The 12,361-nt window shown below is 62.7% G+C and carries 9 protein-coding genes and 1 tRNA gene; 2 read left to right on the top strand and 8 right to left on the bottom strand.

What is annotated here, in order from left to right; genetic code table 11:
• Positions 1-47: 47 nt before the first annotated feature.
• Positions 48-608 (top strand): invasion associated locus B family protein, encoded by a 561-nt coding sequence (locus IC762_RS14995; protein WP_195789537.1) that lies wholly within the window; start codon positions 48-50, stop codon positions 606-608.
• Between the two features lie 7 nt (positions 609-615).
• On the opposite strand, the gene IC762_RS14990 is transcribed toward IC762_RS14995, so the two are convergent.
• Positions 616-1,752 (bottom strand): transporter substrate-binding domain-containing protein, encoded by a 1,137-nt coding sequence (locus IC762_RS14990; RefSeq protein ID WP_283816359.1) that lies wholly within the window; start codon positions 1,750-1,752, stop codon positions 616-618.
• 593 nt (positions 1,753-2,345) lie between these two features.
• Between IC762_RS14990 and IC762_RS14985 the strand changes: the two genes are divergently transcribed.
• Positions 2,346-7,361: a hypothetical protein gene (locus IC762_RS14985; RefSeq protein ID WP_195789536.1), complete on the top strand. Its 5,016-nt coding sequence runs from the start codon at positions 2,346-2,348 to the stop codon at positions 7,359-7,361.
• Positions 7,362-7,450: 89 nt separating this feature from the next.
• On the opposite strand, the gene IC762_RS14980 is transcribed toward IC762_RS14985, so the two are convergent.
• From IC762_RS14980 to IC762_RS14950, 7 genes are all read right to left on the bottom strand, one after another.
• Positions 7,451-7,524 (bottom strand) — tRNA-Gln (locus tag IC762_RS14980).
• Positions 7,525-7,708: 184 nt separating this feature from the next.
• Positions 7,709-8,098, bottom strand: a complete 390-nt coding sequence (cyoD, locus tag IC762_RS14975) for a cytochrome o ubiquinol oxidase subunit IV (RefSeq protein ID WP_195789535.1) — start codon at positions 8,096-8,098, stop codon at positions 7,709-7,711.
• Positions 8,095-8,739, bottom strand: coding sequence for a cytochrome o ubiquinol oxidase subunit III (gene cyoC / locus IC762_RS14970; protein ID WP_433995892.1), 645 nt, complete (start codon positions 8,737-8,739; stop codon positions 8,095-8,097). Before cyoC ends, cyoD begins: the two co-directional genes overlap by 4 nt.
• Positions 8,736-10,730: a cytochrome o ubiquinol oxidase subunit I gene (gene cyoB / locus IC762_RS14965; RefSeq protein WP_195789533.1), complete on the bottom strand. Its 1,995-nt coding sequence runs from the start codon at positions 10,728-10,730 to the stop codon at positions 8,736-8,738. Before cyoB ends, cyoC begins: the two co-directional genes overlap by 4 nt.
• On the bottom strand, positions 10,730-11,497 hold the full coding sequence (locus IC762_RS14960; RefSeq protein WP_246801572.1) for a cytochrome ubiquinol oxidase subunit II: 768 nt from the start codon (positions 11,495-11,497) through the stop codon (positions 10,730-10,732). The genes cyoB and IC762_RS14960 overlap by 1 nt, the downstream gene beginning before the upstream one ends.
• 160 nt (positions 11,498-11,657) lie before the next feature.
• Positions 11,658-12,107, bottom strand: a complete 450-nt coding sequence (locus tag IC762_RS14955; protein WP_195789531.1) for a PPC domain-containing DNA-binding protein — start codon at positions 12,105-12,107, stop codon at positions 11,658-11,660.
• Positions 12,108-12,138: 31 nt separating this feature from the next.
• Positions 12,139-12,351: a hypothetical protein gene (locus tag IC762_RS14950; protein ID WP_195789530.1), complete on the bottom strand. Its 213-nt coding sequence runs from the start codon at positions 12,349-12,351 to the stop codon at positions 12,139-12,141.
• Positions 12,352-12,361 lie beyond the last annotated feature (10 nt).

The raw sequence follows: 12,361 nt of genomic DNA, 5'->3' as shown, positions 1-12,361 counted from the left end.
CCGGCCTCGCGGCACATCCGAAGGACGTTCATGTCGGAGCCGATGCCGTGAAGATTGCCGCAAGGTCGCTCGTCGTTCTGCTCGCCGCGCTCGCGACCCCAGGCGTTGGCCATTCCCAGGCGCCCAAGGGCAAGACCGCGCCGCCGCCGGCGTCCTCTCCTCCCGCGCCCCATGCCGATGCAGCGGCGCCCGCCGGCAACAACGCCGGCTGGGTCGCGCGCTGCACCTCGGCGAGCCGCGACGCGCCGCTCGAATGCGCGATGGAGCAGACCGCCGTGCTCAGCAAGACCGGCCAGCTCGTCGTGCTGGTGAACATCCGCGTCCCCGGCGACACCCGCACGCCGGTCGCGCTGATCCAGCTGCCGCTCGGGCTGAACCTGCCCAGCGGCGCCAAGCTGCAGGTCGACGACGGCAAGACGGTCGACGTGCCGATCCAGACCTGCGAGGCGCGCGGCTGCTACATCAACGCCCCCGTCGGCGCCGACGTGCTGGCGCAGCTCAAATCCGGCAAGCAGCTGAAAGTATCGTTCCTGAACCTCGCCAAGGAAACCATCACGATCCCGATGCCGCTCGCCGACTTCGCGGCGGTCTACGAGAAGATCAAGTAGCTCGACATCACCGGCCGAAATAGGTGTCCTCGACCGAGCGCCATTCCGGGCTCGCCGAGACGATCGTCAACGCACGGTCGAGCGGCCGCTTCAGCGCCGAGTTCATCGGCAGCGCAAACGCCATATAGGCCGGTGCCAGCACCCCGTGCGGCGGGTCGATCCTGTCGGTGAAGCGCGTGCTCACGAGATATTGCAGGGCGCCGATGCTGTTGACGGCGGCATCGATCTTTCCGGATGCAACGGCATCGAGCGCGCCGGCAAGATCCTCGTACCTCCGATAGGCGAGCTGCTGGCTGTCGAGAAATTCGGCGCCCGACGAACCGGTCACGGCGCCGAGCCGCTTGCCGGCGAGATCGCTGGTGCGGTTGGCGACGATGCCCTCGACCCGGCTGACGGTCATGCGCGCGATCAGATTGGTGGTGAGCAGCGAGACCAGCACCAGGCTTCCGACCATCCAGATCACGGCAAGCCCGCGGCCAAGATGGGTCTTCGGCGTCTTGTCGCCGTAGCCGACCGTGGTCATCGTCACCACGGCCCAGTACACGCCCTCATGCCACGAGAGCACGGCCGACTCGGTCCCCGCCGGGCCATCCCTTTTCTCGTTGGGGCGTTCGAACCACCACATCAGGACGCCGATCACGGTGAGCAGCGCGAAGATCCCGACAACCCAAAGACCGAGATCGCCGACCGCCGCGATGTAGTCGTAGAACGCCGAAGCCGCGCCGGTCTTCTTCGCAAATACGGCGGCGACGCCGGAGCGATGGGTCGGATAGGAAAAATCCACCCGCGCCAGTCGCTCCGGCGTGATCGTGATGGCGCCGATCCCGACGTCGTAGCTGTGCCCCTCGAGCCCGGACAGCACGTCGTCCAGATGCGCGACCAGGATCAGCTGGTACTGCCAGTGACGATCCTCCGCGACGCGGCGCCAGAGGTCGACGCTGGCGCCGTTGAACAATCCGTCATGCCCCTGCCCGCCATAAGGCTCGATGTCATAGACCGCGACGCGCAGCGGCGCCGTCGGCACCGGCTCTGCCGCCATCGCGGTGCCGGCGAGGATGACAACAATGAGCGAGCAAAGCCCCGCCCGCACCGCGCGGAAGCGACGGGCAATGTCGCCGAGATCAATGCAATGAATAAACCCCATGCGGCATGTTAGCGCCGCCGGATGACGGATATTCCGTCCCTATGGGATCATCGCTGCTGCGAAAGCGGCTTTCCCCTCACTCAGGCTGTCACAGGGCGCTCCGCCAAAATATCGAAAAACAACCCCATGCAAAGGAGCCGGCGGGCTGCCGACGTTCGACACGGCCACTTGACACGTCGGGCAACTCAGGGATAATATTCCATTATTCCGAATTAGTGCGAATGCCCCTCGATAGCCACCGCTATCGCCCACGCCTTCACTCGGAGCCAACCAATCGCCTGCTCGCGCTCGCAGAGGAACACGTTGTCCGGCTGCGGCACGCCGATCGCCTCGTAGAAACCCCATCGCGTCAGACGCCGATGGCCGCACGCGCGCACTACGCCGACAAGCGCTACCGCGATGCCCTGGACGCATGCGCGAGGGATTTCGAGAAAACGCCCGCCTGCAAAGCACCCGCCTGGCGCGAATGACTGGCGCAGATCGGATCGATATGCAATCATAGCGTGTATACCGGCCGTTGCCGGCGTGTGTCCTGGATTCACAAGATCGCATTCGCTGGCGGAGTTGGCGCAGCCGGACGGGGGGAAGCGGTTATGGCTACGTATGACGTCAACCTTGGAAGAGCGACGAACCTGTTGAGCGGGTTCAGACCAGACTGGAATCCGTCCGACCCGGCTTCGATTCCGCTGTTCGACGCCAAAAGGCTGCCGCTGAAGATCGAAAAGGTCAGCGTCGAGTTGAGCGAGACGCCATGGGCCTTCCCGCGCATCAGCCTCCACGACGACGCCGACAGTCTGCTCAGCGAACTATTCCCTTATCGGGTCGGCAAGTGCGCGGACGATCCCGCGTCCCCTGACATTCCACCCGGCCCGTTGCTGATCCGCGATAAAGACAGCGCGGCGGCGATCAAGAAGCTCTCCGAATCGCTGGGCGTCGACCTATCCAATCCGGACTTCGGCTTCTCGCTGGTCGTCCTCGAACGAAAAAGCGGCGAGGCAAGTCACTACCTGTTCAAGGATGGCATCTACGTAAATCCCAACCCGTTGAATCCCGACCCGGGTGCCGGCGTCACGGAAGATTTCCGCAAGGCCCTCATCCGCCTGCGGCACGGTAAGACAACTGGAGACGGACTGGACGAGCCTTCGTTCGGCGAGATCAACGCGAACGCGTATCTCGAGTCTTTCCGCGACTGGGGCACGCACTTCCTTTCGCGCGTGCACGTCGGTGATCGCATCTTCCAGATGTTCGCGCATCCGAGGGACCGCTTCGCCAAGATCAAGACGGCATATGCCATCCCCGGCAACGTGCTCTCGGGACCTGGTGCTGAAGCCTTCGCCCAGTTCACCACCGACGTCAGTCGCGGGCATTTCGGTTACGTCGCCGGATACGGCAAATTGCTGGTCGCGAGCGGCGACAAGAAGGTCGAAGCCAGCATCACGGAAGGGAAATGGCTCGACAAGGTTTGGGCCAGGCAGACCAGCATCTTCGCGCCGTTTCAGTCGGGCGCCGAGATCACGTTCAGCGATCTCGACGAACATTTTCGCGAGAACGCTCCCTACGCATTTGAATTGCACTCGCTCGATCTGTGCGCCGAGTTCGAACGCCGCCGCCGCTGGCGACGCGTCTTGAAGGCTGCTCTGTACCAAAAGTACATGGATGGCATCCAGCCGAACTTCGTCAGCGAAGACGGTCGCGACTTCGAGACGCTGCTGCCCGAGGACTCGATTGGATTCGTTTCGACCATCGCCACCCCTCACATCAACACGTACAAGAAGCGGATCGACCTTTCCGAGATTCCGATGATCGCGGGAGACGGGGTCAAGGATGTGACCTTTTTCACCAACGTGCTGTCGCATGCCGGCGCGGGCAAGGCGGAGTTGCCGGGCATCGACGTCGTGTTGGTTTCGCAGATCCTCGACTTCCGCTCTCGGGACGGCAGGCCCAAGCGGCTGCAGTTGATCGGCGCGGCCTTTCAGAAATACGTGCTGCGCTGTCGCGAATGTCTGGGTGCGCTGCTGATCGTCAACGATTCCGACGACGGCCGACACACGCTGGTCGACGGGTTCCGCTACGTGCTGACCGACGGGCCGCATGACCGTTACGACGTCCGCGTCGACCTCGATCTGTTTGCCCCGCCGCCGGCGGATCTGCTGCCGAGGCTCAGTCCCGCTTTCGAGTTCGCGTTCACTTTCGCGCAGGCGGTCGCCAGCGACCGCCGGGTCAACGATGCCAGCGGCCTCCAGGTCCTCATCCATGAATTTCTGGGTTGGATGACGAAAGACGTCATTCCCGAGGCCACCGCGACGGAAGCGGGCGGCGCGTTGCTGGATCAGCGAATCCGCTGTCTGGACCTTGCCAAGCTCGTTGACGATCCGAACGCCGGAAGTTTCGTGCCGATTCTGCCTTTTCGCGACTACGAAAAGGAAGCTGAAAAGCTGCTCGCGTTTATCGCCGCAATCGACGCCGACATTCTCGAGTTTCGGCGGCAAATCGATTACCGCAAACAGCAGGAGCTGATCATCAATGTGCACAAGGATCTGAACCAGGCCATCGTCGAATCAGGAGAGCTGCTCGTCGGCATCATTGAAAGCAGCGCGGCTCGGCAGCTGCAGATGGCCGAGTTCTACGATGAAATCATCGGACGGCAGAAGCAGGAGCAGGAGCTGCAGCAGGCGAAAGCCGACGCGCTCGAACAGGCCGTCAATGAGCAGCGTGTGAATGTGGCCGACGCGGTCGAGCATTACAAGCAGGCGGTCGAGAACTGGCAGAAATTGGAGTGGATCAGGTTCGGGCTGGAGGTAGCCGCCGGCCTGCTGCAACTCGGGCTGAGCTTTGCGGTGCCCGCGAATGCAATCGGCGCTGTCGCTTCCCTCGGGCTGATCGGGCAGCGGGTGCAGAAGATGCTGAACGTGCTGACGGCGACCAACAAGCTGTACAACGAAGCCACCAAGACCAAGCAATCCATGGAAGACGCCCAGAACGCGCTCGACAAGCTCGACGATGCGCTCCCCGGGGATCTGGCCTGGGACGAGATGGACGATAATCTGAAGGAGGTGCTGGCTCTGGGGCCTGACGTCAAGGAGGCGAAGGCCCGGCTTTCCAAGGAATTCACCATCCTGTCGCGCCGCGGCAAGGCCTGGCTCAGCACGTTTGGCGAGACCCAGAGATTATCGCGTGAAATCTATTTCAACCAGCGCCAACGCGACATGAATCGCGACCAGGCGAAACGCCTGGCGGCGCTGCAAAAAGACCTTGATCCGCCCAAGGGCCAACCGATCGATCGCGACAAGATCGACCTGATCGGGCTTACCGGAAGCTTGTCCTTCATGCGCAACGAGGCGCTGCTGATGCTCAGTACCGCCTTCATGTTGCAGGATCGGGCGCGGCAATACGAGTTCCTGCAGCCCGCGACGGCGATTGGATCGTTCAGCCTGCTGACCTTCAGCGGGGCGGTGGCTCGGCAGGAGTCGGCGACGGTGACCGCCAAGGCCGAGCTGGCGAGGCTCCAGCCGGCCACGACGACGCCGATCGAGTTCGCGATCGACGGCGTTGAAGTCGACTCGCTGATCCGCGGCAATACGTTCACCTTCGCCATTCGCCTGGACAACCAGGAGTTCTTGAAATACGTCCACGCCCGGGTCTTGGCGGTCGTGGTCGAGGTCGACGGCATCGTTTCCACCGACAGCGGCGACTATCTGGTCAACCTCGCGTTCGACGGCGACCCGTATTTCGATCGCGACACGACGCGGGAGCCGATGGCGTTTCGGACCCCGCAGCGGCAACGGACCTACGAATACCAGCTCCCCGACAACACGCCGAAATTCACGGACCGCGGTTTTTCCTGGTCGGAAGGCGTCAGTCCGGTAACGCCGTTTTCGAGCTGGCAGATCAGCATCCCGGACACCATGACCAACAAGGGCATGGTGTTCAAGGACACGACCGTCCGGCTCTCCCTGAGCTTCGTGCTCAAGGCACGCATCAAGGACATTCACACGCTGCAGCTCAGAGCGCAGGCGGTGCCTACCAAGGAAGAATTGATCCGCGCAATGTACGCGCAGGGCTCGGTCGTGAACGGCTGGGACGTCGTCTACAACATGGCGCTGGAGCAGATCAATGCGACCATGGCGGCTCAATATGAAGAGAACAAACGCGCACATCCCTATGGCGGCAAAATCGAGGTAGACACCTTCAGTCATGTCGCCGGTAACGTTTACTCGCTGGTGCGCTTCCGCCTGAATTACGGCTATCCAGAAATCTCGTTTTTGCAGAACAACGACAGGCAAGTTAAGCTGGAGATGCTGATCAGTTCCGGATCGGTGCAGAAATGCGTCGTGATCGGCCAGACCGGCGAACCGCAATGCGATCCGCCCGCGCAGGTCGAAAACGTCACTTTCACCGCGTACGTCCCCATCGGCCAGATCGAGGGCCTCGTCAAGCCGGACAAGGTGGGAGCCCAGACCTTCAGCGTCGTGCTCGACTTCTCCCAGGGCAGCTTCGATGTCGCCCAGATCGACCTGAGCCCCGAGCAGAAGCTGGAATTCAGCAAACAGGTCAAATTGTATTTCACCAGCAATCCGGTGACCTACATCATCAACACGCTCGATCTGTCTGAGATCTCCACCCTCGACGCGATGCGCCCGAACGCATTCCTGTTCAGAACCCTGACCACGCCTGCGAACGTGAACATCCTGCAGCTCTACATCACGACGGCGAACCGGCCTGCGTTGGACTCCGGCCGGGCACATCTCAACAACTGCGACGAACCGCTGCCGTACGGCTATCAGTCTTCGATGATGATCGGCAGCCGTCTGTTCTATGGCGCGGTCCTCACCAGCAGCCTGAACCTGGCCGGGTGGAGGATCGAAGGCTTCGCCAAGGGCGGTAACTCCGAGAACGTCAGAGACTCATGGTACGGGAAGTACACGTCCGGCGCCGTGCGCGGTCGTTTGGATCTCAACCCGTTGCATGAGAATTATCCACTGAACCGTCAGATGAGACGAGAAAACTGGGTTTGGTTGAACATCCATAACTGGCCGCTCCAGGTCCCCCCGATCCCCCGACTCCCTCCTTCCGGAGGTCCGGCCGCATTCATCTACGACCTCGATTGGAGCATTGTCGGAATGACCATCGTTCCAGGCCAGGATGGCCGCATGCGGCTCACGTTTTTCCATCAAGCGAAACAGGATTTCCTGTCGTCCGGCGGCACATACAAACCTCATCCGACCTGGACCGAGATTATCCAATATCAAGAAAAGGCTTTCACAACCGAATACAACATCAACATCGACAGCATCGTTCCGCTCACCATTACGAAGTCCGGGCGCGAACAGGACATTCACATCGACGTCAAGAATGTCTCGGTCGAGGTCAGCGGGCATATGTCCGGAGGCGGCCCGAGCAATTGCGACAACATCCAGGCCATCTTCAATCGAAACGTAAACGAGCAGCTCCCGCCTCAGGTCAAGGCGAAGTTGAACGTGGGATTTGCGCCGATCTCGATCTTTGCGCTGAAAAACCTGTTGTTTCCCACGAAAAACTACATCGATATGCAGGACATTGCCGCCCCCGGCGACGTGCTGCTGCTAGGCAACTTCAAGACGGACTCATAAGCAGGGAGCCTGAAAAGCACGCAGCGCCGCATCCACCGCGTACGACCGCCGTAGGCGAAAGAGCGCGGCAAGCGGGATATTGAACTGGCTGGCTGGGGAACCTGGATTCGAACCAAGACAAACAGAGTCAGAGTCTGTTGTGCTACCGTTACACCATTCCCCAAGAATCACTCAGGATATCAATCGCTTAACTGGATATCCTGATATCTCGGCGCAACGGGTTCGCCTGCCAAATCGGCGCCCGCGCGAGTGCGACCTTCTACCTGCTTGATCCCGGGCTTGGCAAGCATTGATGGCGAGCCATGGGCGCGAAAATCGCGGCCGGTGCCGCGGCAACCTGCCCAACCCTACCGCTGCATCTGCATGATCTGATCCATCGGCATCATGTTGGCGTTCAGATTGGCCATGATCCAGAGCGAGCCGCCGATCACCAGCACCACGATCAGGACGCCGAACGCCAGCGCCAACACGTTGTTGGTGTTATCAGGTCCGGTCGTGATGTGCAGGAAGAACACCAGGTGCACGCCCATCTGGGCGATCGCGAGCACGATGATCGCGACGGGAATGCTGGGCTGCCAGACCAGGTCGGTGCCGGCGATGAAGAACGAGGTGATGGTCAGCAGGATCGCAAGGCCAAGGCCGACCACGTAGCCGAGGATCCGGGTGCGAACGTGCCCCTCGCCTTCATCGCCGGGCGCCACGTCGGTGGCATGGGATTCCAGGGACTGATCGCTCATTGACCGGCTCCGAGCAGATAGACCACCGAGAACACCGCCACCCAGATGATGTCGAGCGCGTGCCAGAACAGCGCAAAGCACACGATGCGGCGCCGGATGTCGGCGCGAAACCCCTTGGCCGTGACCTGCGCCATCATCGTCAGCAGCCAGAGCACGCCCGCCGACACATGCAACCCGTGGCATCCGACGAGGGTGAAGAACGCCGAGAGGAAGGCGCTGCGCGACGGTCCGGCACCGCGGGCGACCAGGCTGGCGAATTCCCGAAACTCGAGTGACAGGAACGCCAGTCCCAGCGCGCAAGTCAGCGCCATGGCGAGTTGGAACAGCGTCGTCTCGCGCTCGTCGGCCGCGATGCTGGCCATTCCGCAGGTGAAGCTCGACAGCAGCAGGCAGCCCGTCTCGGCCGCGACCGAGCGGAGATCGAACAGCTCGGACCCCTTCGGCCCACCGTCGGTCTGTCCCGACAGAACCGCATAGGCCGCGAAGAAGCACGAGAACATCACGATGTCGCTGAGCAGGAAGATCCAGAAGCCGTAGGCGGTGACGATGCGCTTGGGCGCTGGTCCGGCATGCTCGGCCGCAGTGTCGAGGCCGCGCAGTCGATGCGGGTCGGCCTGTGCAATTGCAGCTGTCGCCATCATGCTGCTCCACTCATCATGGCGCGCCGCTCAGCGAGATTGGCCTGGTCGATCCGCGCGACATCGTCGGCCGCAATGACGTATTCATCGTGGTCGCGCCAGGCAAAGGCGACGAACGTCGCGAAGGCGCCGACCGCGCCGGCCGCGACCATCCACCAGATGTGCCAGATCAGCGCGAACCCCATCACGGTTGCGAAGAACGCGCAGATAAAGCCGGTCGGCGAATTGCGCGGCATCTCGATATCCCGGTAGTCGGGACTCTCGTTATTGGCGTCCTGACGCCTCGCCCGCTGCTTCATCGCCCAATAGGCATCCTCCCCGTTGACGTCAGGCTCGATCGCGAAGTTGAACACCGGCGGCGGCGATGCGGTGGCCCATTCCAGCGAGCGGCCGTCCCAGGGATCGCCGGTGCGATCGCGCAGCGCGGCGCGATCGCGGATGCTGACCACGAGCTGCGCGATCTGGCAGACAATCCCGGCCAGGATGATGATCGCGCCGAGCGAGGCGAGCAGCAGCCACGGCCGCCATTCCGGCACGTCGTAATGCTGCATCCGGCGGGTCATGCCGAGCAGGCCGACGGCATAGAGCGGCATGAAGGCGACATAGAAGCCGATCAGCCAGCACCAGAACGCGGCTTTGCCGAGCCCCTCATGCAGGCGGAAGCCGAACGCCTTGGGAAACCAGTAGGTGTAGCCGGCGAAGGCGCCGAACAGCACGCCGCCGATGATGACGTTGTGGAAGTGCGCCACCAGGAACAGGCTGTTGTGCAGCAGGAAGTCCGCCGGCGGCACCGCCACCAGCACGCCGGTCAAGCCGCCGATCAGGAACGTTACCATGAAGCCGATCGACCACAGCATCGGCGTCGTGAAGCGGACCCGCCCGCCATACATCGTGAACAGCCAGTTGTAGATCTTCACTCCCGTGGGCACCGCGATGATCATGCTGGCAATGCCGAAGATCGCGTTGACGTTGGGGCCCGCGCCCATCGTGAAGAAATGGTGCAGCCAGACCATGAACGAGATCACGCAGATCGCCATGGTCGCGAGCACCATCGAGCGGTAGCCGAACAGCGGCTTGCCGGAGAAGGTGGAGACCACCTCGGAGAAGATGCCGAACGCCGGCAGCACCAGGATGTAGACCTCGGGATGGCCCCAGGCCCAGATCAGGTTCATGAACATCATGACGTTGCCGCCGGCCTCGTTGGTGAAGAAATGGAAGCCGAGATAGCGGTCGAGGATCAGCATCGCGAGCGTCGCGGTCAGGATCGGGAATGCCGCAACGATCAACAGGTTCGAGGCCAGCGTGGTCCAGCAGAACATCGGCATGCGCAGATAGGTCATGCCCCTGGTGCGCAGCTTCAGCACCGTCGTGACCAGGTTGATGCCGGCGACCAGCGTTCCGACACCGGAGATCTCCAGCGACCACAGATAGTAGTCGACGCCGACGCCCGGCGAATAGGTCAGCTCCGACAGCGGCGGATAAGGCAGCCATCCGGTGCGCGCGAACTCGCCGACGACGAGCGAGACGTTGACCAGCAGCGCGCCGGTCGCGGTGAGCCAGAAGCCGACCGAGTTGAGCGTCGGGAATGCGACGTCGCGGACGCCGAGTTGCAGCGGCACGACCAGGTTCATCAGGCCGATCACGAACGGCATCGCGACGAAGAAGATCATGATCGTGCCGTGCGCCGAGAAGATCTGGTTGTAATGCTCGGGCGGCAGAAAGCCCTGCGCATGCAGCGCCAGCGCCTGCTGCCCCCGCATCATCAGCGCGTCGGCGAAGCCGCGCAGCAGCATCACCATCGCGAGGAAGGTGTACATCACGCCGATCCGCTTGTGGTCGACGCTGGTGATCCATTCGCGCCAGAGATATGGCAGGTGACCGGCGAGGACGACCCAGAGCAGCACGGCCAGGATCACCACCAGCACCACTGCGCCGGTGGCCAACGGGATCGGCTGGTCGAACGGGATCGCCGACCAGCTCAGCTTGCCGAACATCAGTGGCTCCGTGGTGAGACTTCGGCTTCCCGGTCCAGCGATGGACCGGGCGCGGCCGGGATGTGCTGGGTGGCGATCGCCTGGAACAACAGCGGATCGTCCAGCCGATAGGTGGACTTCGGATCGCCGATCGACTGGCGCGCCAGCTTGCCGTAGCTCTCGGCGTTCAGCACCTGATTGCTGCCGGCCGCCTGCTTCGCCCAATCCGCGAAGGCGAGCTGGGAGACGACGTTGACGTCGAACATCATGCCGGGAAAGCCGTCGCCGCTGAAATGCGACGACAGTCCCTGATAGGTGCCCTCGGCATCCGCGCGCAGCTGCAGCCGCGTCACCATGCCGTTCATGGTGTAGATCATGCTGCCGAGCTGCGGGATGAAGAAGGCGTTCATCACGCTCGCCGACGTCAGCTCGAATTGCAGCGGAGCGCCGACCGGCACCGTCAGCGTGTTCAGGCTGGCAACCCGCTGATCGGGATAGATGAACAGCCATTTCCAATCGAGCGAGACGACCTGGATCCGCAGCGGCTGCCCGGTGCCCTCGACCGGACGCGCCGGATCGAGCTGATGCGCGCCGATCCAGGCGACGCCGCCGAGCAGGATGATGGTGAGCGCCGGGATCGCCCAGACCACCAGCTCGAGCCGGCCGGAATAGGCCCAGTCCGGCAGGTACTGCGCCCGTGAGTTGGAGCTGCGGTACCACCAAGCGAAACCGAGGATGGCGGCGATCGTGGGCAGCACGATCGCAAGCATGATGGCGACCGAATCCACCAGGATCGTTCGCTCCGCCGCAGCAATTGGGCCTTGGGGATCAAGGATGTTCATTGCGGGTGACGCTGCCCCGAAACGCCTGCAGCGCACTCAACGCCTTGGGAACCTCCCGGTTCCCACAAAAATTGCCGGAGCCGGCTTTGGCCGCCTGCCAATTCGGTTAGCTGTCTTTTCCGAGGTCTATCAGCGCAATCCCCAGCTCCGGCCGCCGGGTCCGGCGCAACACCGCCGGCGTCTCCGTCATCACGACTTCGAGAGTTGGCCGGACCGTCGCCGCGAGCAGATGGCCGCCGCGGGTCGTCCCGTCGGCCAGCCCGAGCACGACGTGCACATGCAGGCCCGGCTTGCCATCATCGCCGACCGCGATGTCGCCGATCGCGCTCAGCACCTCGCATTGCTCGGCGACCTCGATCTTCCTGTAGGTCTTGCGCTCGAAGTCGAACCATCCGACCGTGGCCTGCGCGAACGCGCCGATCGCGGTCAGGGACGCGGCCGTGATGTGCAGATTTCTCGCGACATCGGCGAGGGTTGCGAACGCTTCCTCGCCTGAATTCAGAACCACGACATGGATACGTTCACCGGCTTTGTGGGCGACCAGCTTGGCTTTCATGTCAAAGCCCCGACTTTGGCTAGGTGGCCTCTCATTTGGCGCGCCGGGTCAGCGCGCCCTCGCCTTCCTCCCGCGCCGGCACGCTGACGTGAACCTCGTGCCCCTCGCGGATCGCCAGCGAGGCCGCGGCGGCCGCGGATTCGAACGCCGCCTCCTTGGTGGCATAGCCGCCGTTCAGATTGCCGTCGTGCAGCACACCCCATTCGTCCTGAACGGGGATCACCGAATATTGCGCCAGTCCCATAGCTCTCTCC

The organism is Bradyrhizobium genosp. L (assembly GCF_015624485.1).
Lineage (GTDB): Bacteria > Pseudomonadota > Alphaproteobacteria > Rhizobiales > Xanthobacteraceae > Bradyrhizobium.
The sequence above is the reverse complement of the archived record's forward strand: the minus strand, read 5'-3'. Positions and strand labels throughout refer to the sequence as shown.